Source organism: Alteromonas gracilis (assembly GCF_002993325.1).
GTDB lineage: Bacteria > Pseudomonadota > Gammaproteobacteria > Enterobacterales > Alteromonadaceae > Alteromonas > Alteromonas gracilis.
The window spans coordinates 171,960-191,470 of sequence record NZ_PVNO01000002.1 but is presented as its reverse complement, the minus strand read 5'-3'; the positions used below and the strand labels follow the sequence as shown (position 1 = coordinate 191,470).

Below are 19,511 nucleotides of genomic sequence, written 5' to 3'. Positions count from 1 at the left end.
TATCGGTAATTTCGAAAATAAACACATCACTAAGCTTAAAAGCCTAGAGCGAGATCGCACACAAATCAATAGGTATTGCCTTACATTCGTTAATATCGATTTTGATGCTGAATTTAACGCCTGCACTGCCTATCCTTTCTAGCACAGACAGGTACGGCCATAAGATTATTTACGATCGGACTTACTTGCAAATTTCAATGTAAAGCGACATTCGAGGGTTAGCACCATGATTATTTTAGTTGGTGGAGAAAAAGGCGGTAGTGGCAAAAGCTGCTTAGCACAAAATATAGCCGTTTACCTTCGCACCGAAAAGGGTGCAAAGGTGCTAATGGTAGACTGCGATCCTCAGCGAACGACCTCGGACTGGATCCAGGAGCGTAAGGCTAACCCCCGCCTCGCTGAAATAAATTGCGTTCAGTTATACGGAAAAATACGCAACGAATTATTAAGCCTGCGTCAGTATTACGACTACGTCGTTATCGACTGTGGTGGGCAAGACAACTTAGCGCTGCGCTCATCAATGGCGGTCGCTGACCACATTTTGATTCCGTTGCGTCCAAAAAGACGGGATTTAAAGACAGTCCCCCATATGGAAGATATTTTATCTACTTGTAAGATGGTAAACCCCAAGATGAACGCAGCGTTCGTTATTACACAGTGCCCTTCTCTGCCTAGTCTTGCCAGCCGTATCTTAGAAGCAAAAGAAGTCTGTCGCTCGTTCGGCATTCCGGTGCTAAATTCAGTAACGTTTAGCCGCAATATGTATGACGATTCCGAGGAATCAGGTCAATCTGTAATTGAAAGCGAACCGGAAGGCAAAGCCGCTACAGAAATTAGAGCGTTATTTGAAGAGCTACTTGCTGGCAAAATGGAGGATGCTTATGAGTTTGCTCAACCTCAAAAAGTCGAAGCCTTTAGCTAAGCCCAACCTTCGTACTGTTGAAGATTTCATTGATGACGCAATACACTACGCTCAGGGGAAAGTGAATGCGCGACATAACGTTAGTGCCGTAAATCAGCGATTATCTACAGAAGCGGCTGTAAAATCTTGTGCTGTAATCACTGACCGAGTTGTATCGATAAACAAGAAGAGTAGTCAGCCAGTTAAAGAAGGTATGCGCCATGCTACTTTCACGCTAACACCGCAATGTATCGATAAGCTTGCAGAGATTTCAGAAAAAACAGGTAAAGCCAAATCTGCATTAATTCGGGAATGGATTAACGCGCATAGTTAAAAATAGACAAAAGTATAAACCTAAATACAGACTTTATTCGTTAAATCCGTCACAATGAAGCCAGGTGCCGCTTTCATGTTAGAACTCAATGAACGGATGCTTCATTAGCTTAGTAAACATGTAGATACCGCGAATAACGTTAGTATATAGGAGACAAGAGCGAATGGGCTCAAGGAGACGTAGCACTTTGCGTGTGCTGGGGTGTGCCCTTCTTATTACTCTGCAACTTGCCTATATCAAAATGGCTGCTGCAGAGAACTTTGTAGGCGCTGAAATCGCAAACATTGAAAGGCTTCTTGATGCCGAACGATATGCTGATGCCGACAGCAAAGCGCTGCTGTTATTAGAGCAAGCCTACCAGCAACAGAAAATACCTGCCGACGAATTCTTAAGTCTTGGTGTACTTTTCCTTAATACGTCTCGTTTTGAAGTGTCTAAAGTAGTATTTAGTGCCGCATTAGAACGCTACACAGCGAAAGGTGCACTTAGCAAAATGGCACTGACACTGCTTCACCTTGCGACGTCAGAACGGCACCTTTCCAACTACGATTCGTCCCTTGCCTACGTACACCGTGCTATGTCTATTGCTCAAATAGAGCGAGATGATACCTTAAAAGCTAGGCTAAACTTAGAACTCGGAACTATTCAGCAGCAGCAAGGCAAAATTGAGATTGCACTAGAGCCACTCAAACAAGCACTAGGGTATTTTCGAGACAACAATATGCCCAGCGAGATGAGTCTTTCCTTACTGCATATTGGCGACTTATACAGCACACTTAATCAGACTTCACTGGCTCATACCTATTACCGTGATGCATTAGAAAGTATAGAAAAGGCGAATGACAGCCGTCTGCTTGGTATCATAAAAACTCGCCTCGGTGCACTTTTACTTAAAACAAGTTCACCTTCACAGGCAATCCAAAGCATTGAAAGTGGGCTTAAGCACTTAGATGTGACTAAAGACGTGGGCGCTATCGCCGAAGCCAAAATGTTGTTGGGTAGGGCTTTTGTTGAACAGGGTGACACGAGCAAGGGCCGTAAATTGCTGCAAGAAGCCATGGCATTTGCTCAATCATCCGGACAATTAAAACTTATGCAGGAAGGGCGGCTTGCCCTCGCTCGCGCCTACATGAAGGAGCAGAGTTTCGAGCTAGCGCTAGCAGAGGCGCGCACTGGAACTATTGAGGCGAGAAAACATCGTGATCTACGGGATCAAATAAGCTTTTTATCTTTACAACTGAATGCGTTCGTATCCTTGGGAGAGTTTAAAAAAGCGTTGGACATTCAATCGGTAATTCAGCAGTTACGCGAGGCATTACTGGACTCTGAAAACAAATCTGCTATTGAGGGCCTTCAAGCTGAAATTGAAGTGATTCGACAATCTCACACCCTTGAAAAATTGGAAGAATCAAAAGAGCTTGCTCTTGCCCAAGCAGAGCAGGAAAAGCTACAGACAACATTAGTTTGGAGCATCTCTTTAGCAGCGTTGCTGTTCACTTTTCTGATATGGAGCAGATACAAACAGCGCCAGCAAACCATCATTTTGCGCCGTGAGGTTCGTCAGCAAACATTAACGCTTCAAGAGAAGAACGAAGAATTACAAGCCGCCTATAGAACTCTTGAAGAAGTCAGCTTACGAGATCCTTTAACGAGTTTATATAACAGACACTACCTTGAGTCTCAGCTTCCCGGAGAAATAAGGCGAAGCCAGTTTTCATCTAATCAAAGCACTGATACGAATAAGTCAAAGCAAGATTTACTGTGTCTACTGATTGATATTGACCATTTCAAACGAATTAACGACGATTATGGCCATATTGCCGGTGATAAAGTGTTGGCATCATTTGCACAAGTTTTAAAACACGTTTTTAGGCTTACCGATTTAATAATTCGATGGGGAGGCGAAGAATTTTTAGTCGTTTGTCGCCAGTCTAATCGCGAGGAGCTTCCGGAGCTTGCTGAACGTTGTCGCGAGATGGTTGCAAGTACTCCTTTTGATATTGGGCTAGAAAAGCCGATAAATATAACCTGCAGTATAGGTTTCTCATTACTGCCGCCAGACAGAAAAGACGATTTTGAAATGGCATGGGAGCGTACGTTTGCTGTCGTTGATTATGCGCTCTACGCTGCAAAGCTCTCAGGAAGAAACGGCTGGGTAGGCGTTATTGAAACACTTAATAACAATGAAAATAAGCGCACGCCAATAGATCACAAATTTAACTTTACTGGTTCAAGAATTGCGACATCATTCAATAACGTTGCAAGTATTAAATGGCCAGATAACCTCGATTAAAAGCAGTAGAGGAATAGCGGTATGTATAGAGGAAGTTGTAGTTGCCAAGCTATTCAGTATGAAGTTGACCATATTGGTGAACTCGAAGCTGATAATGAGACATTGTCACAGGCTGATGCCTGCGCTTTTCGTGTAAATATAACCAAAGAGCAGCTAGTTATTGACTGCGCACCTTCAACGTTGGCTACGCTTCATGAGTCAAATGGAGAAACGCATCACGTATGCAATCTTTGTGGCAGCATCGTCTATGTAGAGGATAGCTCACAAGGTATTGCGGTAGAGGTCCATTACAGCGGCCATGATGTGTTAGCAGAGACACACTGCCAATTCATTCTTTAGCGGAATATTGTGGTGCTTACCACGCACTATCTATTATTGTATGGTGATAAGCAAAAATACTTACCACCATATCGTGCGATAAATTAATCGCTGCTTTTGATATCTTCCATGTGATATTTATCAATAAGTGAATAAAGCGTGGGTCTAGTTACGCCAAGAAGCTCGGCCGTTCTCGACATATTCTTTTCAGCTTTTTGATATGCCCGGCGTATTGCGCGGCTTTCTGCAATTTCTCGCACCTCTCGCAAATTCAGCGTTTCTGGCTCATCTTGGGCATCAACAGGTATTAATCCTAGATCGTCAGGCTGTATAACCGTGCCCTCTGCCATGATCACCGCCGACTTCAATTTGTTTTGCATTTCGCGAATATTGCCCGGCCATTTATGGGCGAGCATGGCGTTAACCGCTGACTCAGAAAAGCTTTTGGCTTTCGCTTTAAACTCTTCGCGGTAAATATTAAGGAAAGTTCGGGCAAGTAAAATAATATCTTGATCACGGTCGCGCAGCGGCGGGATTATTATAGGCATTTCACCTACACGATAGTATAAATCTTCTCTGAAGGTTTCTTGCGCAACCATACTTTGCAAATCACGGTGGGTTGCACAAATGACCCGAATATCTACTGGAATCTCATTTCGACCACCAACCCGCTCAATTACACGCTCTTGCAAAAAACGCAGCATTTTAGCCTGGAGCCCAATTGGCATGTCGCCAATCTCATCTAAGAATAGCGTACCGCCTTGAGCGGTCTCTATTTTGCCCACCGTTGTTTTATTCGCGCCGGTAAACGCCCCCTTTTCATATCCAAATAGCTCGCTTTCTAGCAAATTTTCTGGAATAGAGGCGCAGTTAATCGCCACGAAGGGCTTATCTCTTCTCGGGCTGTGCTCATGAATACTGCGAGCAAAAACTTCTTTACCCGTACCACTTTCACCCAATAACAAGGTACTTATATCTGTATTGGCAATTTTCTCTGCGCGGCGCACTACTTTTTGAATCGCCTCGCTATTACCTACAATACGTGACATACCCGAACGAGAGCGGGCTAATATACTGTTTTCATGTTCTAGCTTAGAAAGATTGAGTGCGCGTGGACAAGCAACTTAATGGTGTCAGAGTCTATTGGCTTTTGATAAAAATCGTAGGCTCCGAAATCTATGGCCTTCAACGCATTTTGCTTGTCATTGTTTCCTGTAACAACAATGACTTTGGTTCGCGGCGCAAGAGAGATGATATCATGAAGAATACGAAGGCCCTCTGAGGCATTCGCAGGGTCGGGAGGCAGTCCTAAATCAAGCGTAACAACTTTTGGCTCAAATCGACGCAGTTGAGCAATGGCTGAAGTATGATCGTCAGCAAAAACAACATTGTAATCCGTAAGACTCCATTTAAGCTGCTTTTGTATACCTAAATCATCGTCTACTACCAAAATGGTATCAGTCATTTTATCATCCTATTATTATACTTCATCCATTCATCGTGCTTGGATTTGTGCGGTTTTTCACCGCTTATTTAGCGTACACCTTATCCTATCGGAAAATACAGTGTAAAACAGCTGCCACGACCTGGTTCGCTTTGAACAGTAAGCTTCCCGCCAATTGACTCAATGTAGGTTTTAGCATCGTAAGCGCCAATGCCCATACCCGCATTCCCTTTGGTCGTGTCAAAAGGCTTAAATAAGCGTTCATCAATAAACGCTTTATCCATACCGGTACCGGTATCTTCTATCATTACAAGCTGTGTATTATTATCTGAATTACTAGTAATAACCACATCTACTTCACCATCATCTGCAGTAGCTTGCTGCGCATTACTTATAAGATGGTAAAGTACGTTTGCGACTTTTTCTCTATCTACCAGTACGGGAGTTTCTCGCACAAGATGCACGGCGGGTAGCGGACGTAACGCTGAACAGCGTTTTTCGACCACATCTTTTGCAATATCTGAAAGGAGAAACTCGGAATTTACGCCCTCTTCTACCGCTTTTTTGTCGGTAAGTTGTTTAAGCATTTTTTCCATTCTGGCTTTGGTGTGCTCTAAGGTCTCAAAGGTATCATCAATGAACTCAGGGTTGTGCTTATGTTGCTGCGCATTGGCCAGTATCAAGTCGACCTGCGCTAATACATTTTTTAAATCATGCAATACAAATGCTGACATTCGATTGAACGCAGCGAACTGTGCATTTTCAGCCACAACTTGGGCAGCTTCGTGATGTTGCATGTACGTACCCACTTGCTCGGATACAGCGGTAAGGTAATCTTTTACTTCCCAGTTAAGGCTGATTTTTTCCTTATCTCCTGGCGCAAGTACAGCAAAGCCCCATAACCCGCCCTCTTTTAAAAAGGGAACAAAGAGCTGGTAGCCCCACTGCTTTAGTGCGTCCCTATCTAACTTTAGCCCCTCGTAATCAAAGGGTTTGACTAGATAAGCGTCGGTGTCGATTATCCAACCATTTTCATCACTATATAGCACGAGCGCATCAAGGGTCTTACACCTATACTCTTTACCGTCTGATACAGGAGACGCCGAAGCGATACATTCATAACCATTTTGCGTGACTTTAAATAACAAACCAGAATCGTACTGGATTGCGTTAAGCATGCCGGTTAAACCCGCATAGTACACATCCGAACTCGATTCTCCGGCTTTCGTCAGCCATTTCGTTAACTTTACCCACTCGACGCGATAATCGAATTGGTTGGCAAAAAAGTGCTTTGTAATAAATACTTTTATCTTCGTTCGAAAACCATTGGATAAAAATACCGTGGCGAGCAAAGCGAAAGACATCACAACCAAAATTATTTGAACGGTAGCACCCCAGTTTCCCCCTAAATAGTTTATCGCGTACCCGACTACGGCCATTATGAACAGGTAGCCACCTGCCACTAAAAGCAGCGAGCTATGCAGAACGACATCGCGAGAGATAAATATATCTATGCCCCAATGGTGAATTCGGCGTATAGAAATAACAAGCAGGGGCATCAACAGGAAGTAGATAAAACCGCGAGCAGCTATATAGCCAACCTCCACTTGGTTAACCATGGTCGCATTCGCGTAAGTGACAAATTCAAATAAATTTGTGGCACCTAAATAAATGATAAGCGGCTTGAAGGCCCATTGCTCTCGGCCTGCTTGTCTATAGACAACTTCCAGTAAAACCAATACTTCTAAAGACAATACGATAAGAACAAGAAAGCTCCACGCTGGATTGACCGCCAATAAATAGGGCGCAAACAATGCAACTAGCGCAGGAGCTAGAATGATAAGTGTGACGGGCCGCTTTAAAACATCGAAAATGTTGTTGAAACTTGTTTGAAGGCAGCCGGCTAAAAATAAAAGCCACGTAAGCTGCTTAAGGACATCAGCGCTGAGCAACCAACTTAATGAAACCGGGCCAAACAGTGCAGTGACTAAACTTGTCGACCATAAAAACGTAGCAGCCGTAGCCAAGACTAATAGGTTCTTGGCCACACCTGGTTTGCGTACGGTCAACAACAACAATAAAAGGGCTAAATGCGCCAGACTGTTTAACACATAGCCTACATCTGAAATCATCCCTTCATCTCACCCTTTTTATTTTGTAAAGCACTACCTTTTACGGATAACCAGAGAGCCTATTGAGTAACCTGCTCCAAATGAGCAAAGCACGCCAACATCGCCGGCAACAAGATCCTCATGGTTGAGGCCAAAGGCGATCACAGAGCCAGCCGAAGCAGTGTTGGCAAATTCATCCAGCACAATTGGCGCCTCGGTACGGTCGGCATCACGCCCTAGCAGTCGCTTACAAATCAGGGTGTTCATATTAATATTTGCCTGATGCAGCCACCAGCGTTTTACGCCTTCAGGCTTTATGCCGTGAGTAGCTAAGTGCTCTTCAATATGTGCCGCAGCCAAAGGGCAAACTTCTTTGAACACTTTTCTTCCAGCCTGATGGAATAACTTATCAGGTCCGTAAGGGTCAACATCTTCTGCACGGGTCATATACCCAAAGTTTGATCGGATGTTGTTTGAGAACTTTGTCAGGGCCTTAGTGCTAAGCACGTCATAAACATGCTCACTCTGAGCGGTTTCAGCCATCTCCAGTACGGTAGCGGTTGCCACATCACCAAAAATAAAATGGCTGTCGCGATCGGCGTAGTTGATTTGTGGAGACACCAACTCGGGATTAATTACCAATACTCGCGTCGCATTTTTTGCGCAGAGCATTTCATAAGCGCGGTGCATGCCAAAGGTTGCTGCCGAGCACGCCACCAACATATCGAAACCGAAACCTTCAATATTTAGTGCTTCTTGCACTTCTATGGCTATTGCTGGATATGCACGTTGCGTATAGGCACATGAGACGATCACGGCGTCAATATCTTTACTATCTAGTTTAGCTGATGCTAGTGCTAGCTTTGCCGCTTCAACGGCTATTTCAGCTTGATGAGAAAGCTCGTCATCGCTGCGGGGTTCAATTTTCGGTTTCATCCGAGTGATATCTAGCGCGCCCTCTTTCTGATAGATGTAGCGGCTCTTTATACCTGAAGCTTTTTCGATGAACTCTGCACTTGAATAAGGCATTGCATTAACTTCGCCCGCCTCTATTTGTGTCTTATTTTCTTCATTGAAAGCATCAACATAGGCATTGTAACTATTAACCAGTTCTTCGTTTGTAATACTGTCTTTAGGGTGCCATACACCTACACCACTGATCACAACTTGCTGAGACATAATCATTCTCTATTTTTTTAATTAACACCACAAACGTACTATGCACAGCGTTGCGACAGGCCTTTCAAACGATAGGCGACGCGTTCTGTACACGATAAGCGACGTGTCCTGTACGCGATAATACGTATGCAATTTAGCTCCTCCGATACCCTACTACTAGGTGCCGGGGGCATTTGATGACCTATAGCTTACCTCAATCCGCTTTCGGTGTAACTACAGTGAATGTGACCAATCGTGTTTGCGTCGGTAAATAGCGGCTCTGACCCAATTAATACCAGTCCGCATGGATAATTGGAAAATAAATCGCATTTGCCTGCGAAGCGTTTGAACTAAACCAGACATGTAGATTGAAGGGGGTTAGTGAATTGAAACGCTCAAAAAATATCTGACCAAGTTATCTTCGTTTAGTGAAAACCTTGGTGTATTCAATATTCGTGGCGTTTGAATTTAGAACCTTGTACTTTTTACTTTTGACAACAACTCTAATATTCATCTCATAGCCAATAAAAAACCCGCTTCTAAAAGCGGGTTTTCATATTGCGTTTGGTAAATAATTAAAGCTGGTTAATTTGCCACACTGTTACAGTGCCGCTTACTTCGCTACCTACTACTAGAAGAGGAACACCACTTGGGCTGTCTTCTGCACTAACAAACACTAAGCTCTCAGGCGCAAGGTCACCAATAACATCATCGGAAGTTAAACCTTCAGTAAGGTCACGATTGATAATGTATTCAGCAAACTGAACATCATATGGGTTAGTTACGTCGTAAACGAAAATACCGCCCATGCGCTCTGTGCCAATAAAGGCATACGTGCGATCGCCCACTTGGCCAACCGTTAAGGCTTCTGGCTCAGGGCCTTTATTTTCAGAGCGTGAGTCACCCGCGTTTTCATCATCACCGTTGTTAAACTGTGCGCCGTGGACTGAAGCAGTAATACGCTCAAAATCGTCACCTGAGTCGTAAACCACCAAACCGTTTTGATCCCAAATAGTGAATGAACGGGCGCCATATGCATACGCTGCATCGTATTCACCGTCACCATCTGCATCGCCCATGGCTGATGTTACACGTAAATCATCGGCTTCACCTGTTGCCTGTAGCATAGCTAATTCAGAGTTAGCAGCAGCAGTCAGATCTTCTACTTTTACTTCATCGGTATAAGCTAGGCAGCCGTCGTTCTCATCAAAATCAACACCGCCAGCAGCTGTACATGCGGCCTCGTCGGCAGCTTCAAAGAAGTATTCGCGAGCATCGCCTTCATTCGCTGTTACAATGAACGTCGCATCTTTCCACGTAAAGTTAGCGATAGTATCAGGCTGGTATACGCCGTACAGTCCTGTATATTGACCAAAGCTCACTGCTCCATCTTCTTGTATGTCAATATTCAAGCCAGCCCACGACTTAGTCCCTAAACCAACAACTTCAACAGTCAAGTCTTCTAAATCTAAAATAGCCAAGCCGTTGTTTTCTTGCAGGCTTACATAAGCAACATCGTTAGTGGCGGTGATATATTCAGGCTCTAAATCTTTAGCAACAGATGACGTAATTGCAGTGCCATTAATTGTGCGCCCTGCTGGGTTAGGAAACATCATTCCCTGTGCCATCAAGTCAGCTTCGGTGCCGTTAAGTGCGCTAAATCCAACAGTAGTCCCTGTTTCTTCAGGCTCTCCACTCGCTAGAATATTGATAACCGTGATAGAACCTTCAGGGTCGATAGTGTAGTCATCAGAAGGCTCACCTTCGTTTGCTACCAATACTTTGCCACCATCAGGCGTAAAAGTAACCATGTCAGGCAGCGCGCCTACTTCTACCGAATCCAAAAACGCAGGCGATGAGCTATCCAAGCCGTTATAAAACAGTACATATCCATTGTCTGTTTTCACATCAGCTGGCACTGCAACGGCCATAAGGTCACCGCTTATTGCAATGCTTGTTAAGCTGCCCAACGTTACACCGTTAATATCGGCAGGCAGTGCGATAGTAGTTGGAGTTAGCGAGGTCGTGTTAATTGGATCAGCCATGGTAGCGGTATTCACGCTAGAGGCATCGATAACCGCGATAGTGTTGGTCTCACCATTTGTTGCGTAAATTGTGCTGGTTCCAGCATGAAACTGAACAATTTCAGCGGCTGTTTGGTTACCTAGGAAGGCACGACCAACGATGTCCATAGCAATGCCAATTGACGCATCGGTACCATCGCTTCCATCTGCTCCAGCTTCGCCTTGCTCGCCTTGTGGACCCTGCGCACCTGTTTCACCTTGCGCACCGTCATCGCCATCGAGGCCGCATCCAGAAAGCGCAGCAGACACTAAAAATGCAAGTAATCCATATTTAAATTTATTACGCACTGCCATCTTATTTCCTTTTTATTTGTATTTTTGTCGTACGTTGTCAGGCCCTAGAAATCTCGAAGTTTTCACTTTCGCTAAAGAAAGTAGAAAGAGAAACAGGAACTTCTTGCCTTAGTACACCAGAAAATTTATGTAACTTCTATGTATAAATTAGAATCAGTTTATGACACAAATATTAATTAGGCAAAGGGCAGTCACTTTTCTATAACAAAGATAAGAACCCCACGGGTTTAACCCATCGAAAATCATAGATAAAGCAAACGTCTAGTTTTATTTGAAGGCACTATCTGATACTAATATTCACAATATTATGTATAAACTTAATGAAATTGGAATAGCTCGTTGTTGAAGTGAGTGGTTCCGACGCTCTTAAGTTTTTAAAAGGATTAGTCATGAAATTGAAATTCACAGCGTCAGCATTGATTGCAGCGACGCTTACGCTAACTGCTTGTGCAACCTCACCAACAGGCAGAAATCAAGTATTGCTCTTTTCTGAGAGTCAGTTAGCTCAAATGGGTGACCAAGCTTTCACAGGAATGAAAGAGGAACTCAAAATTTCGAATAAGTCTGTTCAGAATTCTTACGTAGAATGTGTAGCAAACGCCATTACTGCCCAAGTACCCGCTAGCGTTTTCAATGGTCAGTGGGAAGTGGTGGTGTTTGACGATGAACAGGTAAATGCGTTTGCCCTGCCAGGCGGAAAGATTGGTGTATATACAGGGCTTCTTAACGTTGCAGAAAACCAGCATCAACTTGCCGCTGTTATCGGTCATGAAGTGGGACATGTTATTGCAGAGCACGGTAACGAACGGATGTCACAATCAACATTGATCAATATGGGAAGTCAAGCGGTTGGTCAGGTGTTAGCAGCGAACGAAGTGCCTCAATCAGGGCCGATTATGGCAGCCATAGGTTTAGGTGTTCAGGTGGGTGTTCAACTACCTTTCAGCAGAACTCACGAATCTGAAGCCGATGTTATAGGTCTTCAGCTCATGGCGAAGTCTGGATTTGACCCTAGACAGTCAGTTAACTTATGGCAAAACATGGATGCGGCAAGTGGGGGTAACCGTCCAATGGAACTGTTATCAACTCACCCTGCTCCACAAACAAGAATTGATAACTTGCGAGCTAATATGCCCGACGCCTATGCAGACTATCAAGCCACTGCCTATCGTCCTAACTGCAGATAAAATGTGGGCGCCAAAATCGACGGTTTTTGGCTACTACAAGATTACAGTAAAAGGTATCAGTATTCCCTTTCCTTAAAGCAAAAAAAAACGCTGCAACATTGCAGCGTTTTTTGTTTTCAAAGCTAGTGACTATTCGCCGTCTTGCTTGTGAAGATGAACATCCATTTGTGGGAATGGAATAGAAATACCTTCTTTGTCAAAGCGAAGTTTGACTTGCTCAGTAAAGTCGAACTTAACTGCCCAGAAGTCTGCAGCTTTAACCCAAGGGCGTACTACAAAGTTAACGCTGCTATCTGCTAGTTCAGAAACTGCAACAGTCGGTGCTGGCTCTGCCAAAATACGCTCATCAGCAGCAACCATTTCTTGCAATACCTGCTTAGCTTTCAACAAGTCGGCGTCGTAACCAATACCAACAACCATGTCTACGCGACGAGTATCTTTTGCAGAATAGTTGGTGATGTTACCGCCATAAATATTACCATTTGGTACAATAATCTCTTTATTGTCTGGTGTATTCATTGTGGTAGTGAAGATACCAATCTTCTTGATAGAACCCGCCGTACCAGCAGCCTCAACAAAATCGCCCGCTTTAAATGGCTTAAATACTAGAAGCATTACACCAGCCGCGAAATTCTTCAGTGAATCTTGCAGTGATAGGCCAATTGCTAGACCGGCAGCACCCAGTATTGCAACAAGCGAAGTAGTGTCTACACCTAGTTGGTCGAGTGACGCTACAATAACAAACAGCATCAAAATTGCGCTAAGTATGGCTTCTAGGAAGTCTACTAACATGTCATCGTATTTAGATTTAGCCATTAGGCGTCTAAAAACAGAAAGGATGAGTCCAACTACGATTTTACCGATTACATAAATTGCAATCGCCATTAATATATTGATACCCCAAGGAATGGCGTATTCGTTTATATATCTTTCAACATCGCTTGCTGAAAAAAGCGAGAGTTTCTCTTCCATAATATGGTCCTTGTCATGGTTAGTTGTAATTAACGCAAATACGTTAGCAGCTATTCGTATTAACACCAATACATAATAGGCTCAAACAGCATAAATTTGCTCTAAAGTCTAAGCTACATAGACTGTTGATAGTGCGAGAATTATCCTAAAGTAGCGGTCTGAAACGTCATTTTTAACCATCATATAGACTAAAGTTTGAGTATCTTTTTGAATAATTGTCACACCCCTGTAACTCATTAAAAGCATGATTTCACTCGAAGCTTAAATGCGCTTTGCTATTTTCCATAAAATTGGAAGTTACCGAGTTTTAAGACAATTTTTTTGATGATTTTTTAGCCGCAAAGTTTTAGACTAAAGTCTCATGAAAGTTGGGCGCGTTGCACACCTAATATGTAGCCGGCCAGCCAAACATGAACGAGCTTTAGCAAACTATGTCACTTAAAGGATTAACGCATGTTGCTTCTCATTACCTTATTTTCAGTTGTATTGTGTTTGTTTTTATATTCACTTCGCACTGATAAAGGAAAACATACTAAGTACGCAAGAGCGGAGTACCGCCCGTCACATCAATCGAAGCGAACAACCTCTGTGTTGAAATCGTCTTCTAACGACTCTTCGCCCACTGCGGCGTAGAGAAAAAACCGAGTCAGCAAGTATTTAAAGGGCGCATGCTGTTGTTCGTGTCATTTACTATTAAGGCGAATTTAACCTTAAAGTGCATACGAAGTCTTCAACAGCATTGCAACCTGTATCTCCACACACGTATTATACGCGGTAAAACCATACACCTGATTTACTATGCGTATACCTAGAGTCTATTACCCCAATCCCATCCCGTTAGAACAAGAATTCGAGTTAACCGAAGATGCAGGACATCACATCGCCACGGTTTTACGTATTAAGCCCAATCGCCCCATAGTGTTATTTAATGGTGATGGTAATGAATACAGCGCACAAATCATCAGTGTTCAAAGGAAAAAAGTTACGGTAGAAGCTGATGCTTGCCTTTCTTTGGCAAAAGAGTCACCACTTCACATTCACCTAGGTCAGGGTGTTTCTAAGGGCGATAGAATGGACACCGTTTTGCAAAAGGGTGTGGAACTTGGAGTGTCTGAAATTACACCTATAATCACCGAGCGCTGCACCGTAAAGCTTGATGAATCGCGCTGGGAGAAAAAAATCCAGCAATGGCAAAAGATCATTATCGGCGCGTGCGAACAAAGCGGTCGCAACGTTATTCCAACACTTAATGCACCCGTTAGTCTGAGCCAGTGGCTGTCATCATCAACAAGTACAACAAGGCTTGTACTTGCTCCAGGAGCGGAACAAAGTCTAGCCAGACAACCTTATAACACGCATGGTTTTCGTTTATTAATTGGCCCTGAAGGTGGCTTGGCCGAAACAGAAATACATCAAGCGAATGAGAGCGGTTACCAGTCAGTAAGTCTGGGACCTCGAATTTTGCGAACGGAAACGGCGGCAATAACCAGCCTAAGTATACTTCAAGCGCTGCATGGCGACTTTTAACGCCTTTTGCGTGTGAAATGATTGGCTTGAAGAACTTAAGCTGTGCCCCAATATAAATCAATAAGTAGATGGCCCGTCTGTGATGGGATTTTATAAATATTTAAGGTGAGACACTATGCAATATACCGTTGGCGTAATCATGGACCCCATTGCGAGCATTAAGCCACATAAAGACACAAGCTTCGCAATGATGCTTGAGGCCCAGCGCCGCGGTGCAAAAATTGTCTATTTCGAGCTAAAAGACTTGTACTTGGATAACGGTAAGCCTATGGGGCTTGGTAAGACCGTATCAGTAAAAGATCAATCAACGGATTTTTATACTGTTGAGGATGAATTTACTGTTCACTTAGGAGATATCGATGTATTGCTAATGCGCAAAGACCCTCCGTTTGACAGTGAATTTCTCTATGCCACTCAAATACTTTCGCTCGCTCAAGACGAAGGCGCGCTCGTGGTTAACAATCCGCAGGCGCTGCGTGATTACAACGAAAAGCTATTTACGTCTTACTTTCCAGAACATATTCCTCATACATTGGTTTCAAACAATCAAACCTTGATCCGCGAGTTTCACGCTAAACACAAGGATATTATTTGCAAGCCATTGGACGGTATGGGCGGTGCCTCTATTTTTAGAATTAAACCTGACGGCAACAATTTAGGCGTTGTCATTGAAACGTTAACTAAGTTGGGCACCCGATACATGATGGTCCAAGAGTATTTGCCAGAAATAAAAGATGGCGATAAACGTGTACTGATTGTTGATGGCGAAGTGATGCCCTACTGCTTAGCACGCCTGCCAACTAAGGGCGAAACCCGCGGTAATTTAGCTGCCGGCGGTACTGGTCGCCCGCAGCCGATTTCAGAGTCTGACAGAGCGCTAGCTGAGGCTATAGCGCCTACGCTGAAAGAAAATAATATTCTTTTTGTGGGTCTTGATGTAATTGGGAATAAAATTACCGAAATAAACATTACTAGCCCAACGTGCGTACGAGAAATAGAAGCAGCTTACGACATCAATATAATCGGTGCGCTGTTTGATGCGATAGAAAAGCGCCTGAAGAAGTAAAGAGATATAAGGCTCAACGCGCTTGGGCCCTATACCGACGACATTTTAAACAATAAGTAAAAAAGGTCTGCATGCTGTTAGTTCGCAGTCCAATAGAAGTGAAAGAAAACCTATGACGGAATTGAAAAGCTTACAGAACCACTTTTTAGTCGCGATGCCGAGTCTGGACGATCCGTACTTTTCCCGATCACTCATTTATGTTTGTGAGCATAACGCAGAAGGTGCAATGGGCATCGTAGTAAATCAGCCTTCTACGATGAACGTGAAGCAACTTCTAGAACAAACTGATAAAGAACTTAATGTATCTGATGAAAAAGCTGAGGATATCGTTCTCGCTGGCGGGCCTGTGAGTCAAGAGCGCGGGTTCGTGCTCCATTCTTCCCCAAAAGCATGGGCGTCGAGTCTCAAGCTTGCACCGGGCATTATGGTCACCACATCGAAAGATATACTTACTGCAATTGCCAACGATGAGGGGCCGAAAGACGTGCTTATTGCATTGGGCTATGCAGGTTGGACTGCGGGGCAGCTTGAAAAAGAAATGCAAGAGAACGCGTGGCTAACTATTGAAGCCGATGAAGATATTTTGTTTAACACGCCCATACACAAAAAGTGGCAGGCAACGGTAAATAAATTGGGTGTTGACGTGTGGCAGCTTGCGCCAGGGGCCGGACATGCCTGAGTTAGGTAATCGCACGGTACTTGCTTTTGATTTTGGTACTAAAAGTATTGGCGTGGCGGTGGGACAAGAAATTACCGGTACCGCTTCTCCACTAGCGGCATTAAAAGCGAAAGACGGCATTCCAGACTGGGCGGTGATTGAAAAGCTGTACGAGGAATGGCAGCCTCACGTTGTCGTGGTGGGGTTACCGCTTAATATGGATGGTACCGAGCAAGAAATGACACAGCGAGCACGCAAGTTTGCCAACCGGCTGCACGGGCGTTTCCGTGTGGCAGTGGAAACGTGTGATGAGCGCCTTACTACTACCGATGCCAAATCCATGTTGTTTGAGCTAGGCGGTTATAAGAAGCTAACTAAAGATAAAGTAGATAGCGTGTCTGCTTGTGTTATTTTTGCCAGTTGGACTGAAAGCCAATATGGATAAGCCAATTAAGTAATACGCTTCATGCGCCCTAGCAAAATCCGGTTACACTAAGCGCTATAAATTATTGTGCTAACGTTATTCAGGGCGATGTCCTTCATTACATTGCCAACATAACTCGAATGCGCTACCGTTTTCCTCTCCACATTGCGTGCAAAGCCAGTCCTCTCTGGCCCCCGTTGTTTTATTTGCGCTGTTTATTAACGCTTCCACCACTTTAGAAGCCCTGCCATACCAACTATCATCAACGAGCCATACTTCTTGTTGTGAGTCTTGCCAAGGCAACTCACCAATGGCGCCGCTAGCAAACTCGTTTTTTACCATATAAGGGATAGATAGAGCGTCTAATTCACTGCGAACGGCTTGCATTTCAAAGGCATCTTGTGAAGTGAAAAGTTTTTTCAAAAGCAATCCTCATTCAAATACAAAAGCAGCCACTGAAGGCTGCTTTTTTAGAAAATACCGTTTATTGGCGAGTACAGGTCATAAAATTACGACGTATATTTTGCCTCAATTTAACTGAACGCGTTCTAATCATCCATATCAATGGACACATTGGACAGCGTGCCCAAACTAGATCCATCGCTAGTATCAAGTTTAATCATCAAGCGTAAGTCATTAGGCGAGTCAGCATGATGCAACGCTTGATCCATATCGATCTTGCCCGCTTTATAAAGATCATAAAGGGCCATATCGAAGCTCTGCATACCTTGCTCTTTGCCCTTCTTCATCGCCTCTTTTAGCGCGCCAATTTCATTTCGCTGAATGAGGTCGCGCACTAATGGTGAATTTAACAGTATTTCAATTGCAGCTACCCGGCCTTTACCATCCGGAGTAGGAACAAGCTGTTGGGCAACAATAGCCCGAATGTTTAGGCTTAAATCGAAGCGCAGCTTGTCGTGCTGATCTTTAGGCGCTAAATGCATAATACGCTCTATCGCTTGGTTTGCATTGTTAGCGTGCAGTGTTGCCACACACAAATGCCCCGTGTCGGCAAACGACATGGCATATTCCATGGTTTCCATAGAACGAATCTCACCAATGAGAATGACATCTGGCGCCTGACGCAGCGAGCTTTTAAGCGCATCGTCAAAAGATTGCGTATCGATGCCTACTTCGCGCTGAGTGATAACGCAATTTTTGTGCTCATGCACAAATTCAATGGGGTCTTCTATAGTTAAGATATGACCATGAGAGTTTTCATTTCTATGACCAATAAGCGCAGCAAGTGAAGTAGATTTACCCGTTCCGGTTCCACCCACAAACAGAACAAGACCACGCTTGGACATAATGATTTCTTTCAATACTCGCGGTAGACCTAAATCATCTGCTTTGGGTATCTGAGTAACAATTCGACGTATAACCATGCCTGCCTTGTCCCGCTGCCAAAACGCAGAGCAACGAAAGCGGCCAATTCCTTCTCGCACTATCGCAAAGTTACATTCCTTCGAGGTATGGAATTCATTTTGCTGCTTTTCGGTCATGGCTTCATGAACAAGCGCTAATGAGGCGTCCTCAGAAGTCGCCGTTTCAGTGACCGGCGTAAGCTTACCGTTTATCTTGGCACTAACGGGAAACCCGGCGGTAATGAACAAGTCCGACGCATTGGAGTCGACCATTTTTTGTAAAAGTGAATCTAACATATCGGCCTCTAGAAGTTGTTCATCGACTGTTTATCCACCGACTTAGCCGCCGCATCTTGTTTAGTAATCACCCCCATGGCCACTAAACGCTGTAAGCACTGATCCATCGTTTGCATTCCATGTGCCTGACCAGTTTGAATGACAGAGTACATTTGCGGCACCTTATCTTCACGAATAAGATTACGAATAGCCGGAATACCTACCATGATCTCGTGTGCTGCTATTCGACCCCCTCCAACTTTCTTCAGCAGGGTTTGAGATATTACCGCGCGTAGCGACTCTGAGAGCATGGAGCGCACCATGGCCTTTTCTTCGGCTGGGAATACATCGATAATACGGTCGATAGTCTTTGGCGCAGAGTTAGTGTGAAGCGTACCAAACACCAAGTGACCGGTTTCCGCAGCGGATATAGCTAGTCGTATGGTTTCAAGGTCACGTAGCTCGCCCACCAAAATCACGTCAGGGTCTTCACGAAGTGCTGAACGCAACGCATTGTTAAACGAGTGAGTGTCGCGGTGCACCTCTCGCTGGTTTACCAGGCAAAGTTTGTTTTCGTGAACGAATTCGATTGGATCTTCAATAGTGAGAATATGCTCACGCTTGTGGGTGTTGATATGATCGACCATTGCCGCAAGCGTGGTACTTTTACCCGAGCCCGTTGCTCCCGTTACCAGCACAATCCCCGTAGGTTGGTTTATTATATCTTTAAAAATTTCGGGTGCGCCTAAATCGTCTAGCGTCAATACCTTGCTGGGAATGGTACGCAGCACCGCGGCAGCACCGCGATTTTGGACGAATGCATTTACACGAAAGCGCGACAGGCCATTTACTTCGAAAGAAAAATCGGTTTCTAGATTTTCTTCGTATTCTTTGCGCTGCATGTCGTTCATAATCTCATAAATGAGACTGTGTACTTGCTTGTGATCGAGAGCAGGCACGTTCAGTTTACGCATTTCGCCATCTACACGAATAATTGGTGGTAGGCCCGCTGATAAGTGTAAATCTGAGGCGTTATTCTTAACACTGAAAGCCAAAAGTTCGGTAATATCCACAACCACTTCTCCAAAACAAGGTGAATA

Annotated in this window: 16 protein-coding genes and 1 pseudogene; 9 read left to right on the top strand and 8 right to left on the bottom strand. The window is 44.2% G+C overall.

The window, feature by feature from the left end; genetic code table 11:
- The first annotated feature begins 226 nt into the window (after window positions 1-226).
- The 4 genes from C6Y39_RS01585 (at window position 227) to C6Y39_RS01570 (ending at window position 3,867) form a co-directional block, all read left to right on the top strand.
- Window positions 227-922 (top strand): AAA family ATPase, encoded by a 696-nt coding sequence (locus tag C6Y39_RS01585; protein WP_105929571.1) that lies wholly within the window; start codon window positions 227-229, stop codon window positions 920-922.
- Window positions 882-1,235, top strand: a complete 354-nt coding sequence (locus C6Y39_RS01580) for a replication protein RepA (protein ID WP_105929570.1) — start codon at window positions 882-884, stop codon at window positions 1,233-1,235. The genes C6Y39_RS01585 and C6Y39_RS01580 overlap by 41 nt, the downstream gene beginning before the upstream one ends.
- Before the next feature lie 163 nt (window positions 1,236-1,398).
- On the top strand, window positions 1,399-3,528 hold the full coding sequence (locus C6Y39_RS01575) for a GGDEF domain-containing protein (RefSeq protein ID WP_105929569.1): 2,130 nt from the start codon (window positions 1,399-1,401) through the stop codon (window positions 3,526-3,528).
- A 21-nt stretch (window positions 3,529-3,549) separates the two neighbouring features.
- On the top strand, window positions 3,550-3,867 hold the full coding sequence (locus C6Y39_RS01570; RefSeq protein WP_105929568.1) for a GFA family protein: 318 nt from the start codon (window positions 3,550-3,552) through the stop codon (window positions 3,865-3,867).
- A gap of 83 nt (window positions 3,868-3,950) precedes the next feature.
- Here the strand turns inward: C6Y39_RS01570 and prsR are convergent.
- The 4 genes and pseudogenes from prsR to C6Y39_RS01550 all read right to left on the bottom strand — a co-directional run bounded on the left by prsR (window position 3,951) and on the right by C6Y39_RS01550 (window position 10,937).
- Window positions 3,951-5,311 (bottom strand): annotated as a pseudogene (gene prsR / locus C6Y39_RS01565) (PEP-CTERM-box response regulator transcription factor).
- An 80-nt stretch (window positions 5,312-5,391) separates the two neighbouring features.
- Entirely contained in the window at window positions 5,392-7,422 is a 2,031-nt protein-coding gene (gene prsK, locus C6Y39_RS01560) for an XrtA/PEP-CTERM system histidine kinase PrsK (RefSeq protein WP_105929567.1), read from the bottom strand.
- A 33-nt stretch (window positions 7,423-7,455) separates the two neighbouring features.
- Window positions 7,456-8,580, bottom strand: coding sequence for a beta-ketoacyl-ACP synthase III (locus tag C6Y39_RS01555; RefSeq protein ID WP_105929666.1), 1,125 nt, complete (start codon window positions 8,578-8,580; stop codon window positions 7,456-7,458).
- Window positions 8,581-9,134: 554 nt separating this feature from the next.
- Window positions 9,135-10,937, bottom strand: a complete 1,803-nt coding sequence (locus C6Y39_RS01550; RefSeq protein ID WP_105929566.1) for a choice-of-anchor I family protein — start codon at window positions 10,935-10,937, stop codon at window positions 9,135-9,137.
- A 389-nt stretch (window positions 10,938-11,326) separates the two neighbouring features.
- On the opposite strand from C6Y39_RS01550, the gene C6Y39_RS01545 reads away from it, so the two are divergent.
- Window positions 11,327-12,124, top strand: coding sequence for a M48 family metallopeptidase (locus C6Y39_RS01545; RefSeq protein ID WP_105929565.1), 798 nt, complete (start codon window positions 11,327-11,329; stop codon window positions 12,122-12,124).
- Between the two features lie 129 nt (window positions 12,125-12,253).
- On the opposite strand, the gene C6Y39_RS01540 is transcribed toward C6Y39_RS01545, so the two are convergent.
- On the bottom strand, window positions 12,254-13,096 hold the full coding sequence (locus C6Y39_RS01540) for a mechanosensitive ion channel family protein (protein WP_105929564.1): 843 nt from the start codon (window positions 13,094-13,096) through the stop codon (window positions 12,254-12,256).
- A 798-nt stretch (window positions 13,097-13,894) separates the two neighbouring features.
- Between C6Y39_RS01540 and C6Y39_RS01535 the strand changes: the two genes are divergently transcribed.
- The 4 genes from C6Y39_RS01535 to ruvX all read left to right on the top strand — a co-directional run bounded on the left by C6Y39_RS01535 (window position 13,895) and on the right by ruvX (window position 16,792).
- Window positions 13,895-14,623, top strand: a complete 729-nt coding sequence (locus C6Y39_RS01535; RefSeq protein ID WP_105929563.1) for a 16S rRNA (uracil(1498)-N(3))-methyltransferase — start codon at window positions 13,895-13,897, stop codon at window positions 14,621-14,623.
- Between the two features lie 115 nt (window positions 14,624-14,738).
- A complete protein-coding gene (gene gshB / locus C6Y39_RS01530; protein WP_105929562.1) occupies window positions 14,739-15,689 on the top strand; it encodes a glutathione synthase in 951 nt (316 codons plus the stop codon).
- A gap of 112 nt (window positions 15,690-15,801) precedes the next feature.
- Entirely contained in the window at window positions 15,802-16,368 is a 567-nt protein-coding gene (locus C6Y39_RS01525) for a YqgE/AlgH family protein (protein ID WP_105929561.1), read from the top strand.
- Window positions 16,361-16,792 (top strand): Holliday junction resolvase RuvX, encoded by a 432-nt coding sequence (ruvX, locus tag C6Y39_RS01520; RefSeq protein WP_105929560.1) that lies wholly within the window; start codon window positions 16,361-16,363, stop codon window positions 16,790-16,792. The genes C6Y39_RS01525 and ruvX overlap by 8 nt, the downstream gene beginning before the upstream one ends.
- A gap of 75 nt (window positions 16,793-16,867) precedes the next feature.
- Here ruvX and C6Y39_RS01515 read toward each other — a convergent pair whose 3' ends face one another.
- The 3 genes from C6Y39_RS01515 to C6Y39_RS01505 form a co-directional block, all read right to left on the bottom strand.
- Window positions 16,868-17,194, bottom strand: coding sequence for a putative signal transducing protein (locus C6Y39_RS01515; RefSeq protein WP_105929665.1), 327 nt, complete (start codon window positions 17,192-17,194; stop codon window positions 16,868-16,870).
- Between the two features lie 125 nt (window positions 17,195-17,319).
- On the bottom strand, window positions 17,320-18,432 hold the full coding sequence (locus C6Y39_RS01510; RefSeq protein ID WP_105929559.1) for a PilT/PilU family type 4a pilus ATPase: 1,113 nt from the start codon (window positions 18,430-18,432) through the stop codon (window positions 17,320-17,322).
- An 8-nt stretch (window positions 18,433-18,440) separates the two neighbouring features.
- Window positions 18,441-19,484, bottom strand: a complete 1,044-nt coding sequence (locus tag C6Y39_RS01505; protein WP_105929558.1) for a type IV pilus twitching motility protein PilT — start codon at window positions 19,482-19,484, stop codon at window positions 18,441-18,443.
- Window positions 19,485-19,511: the final 27 nt, after the last annotated feature.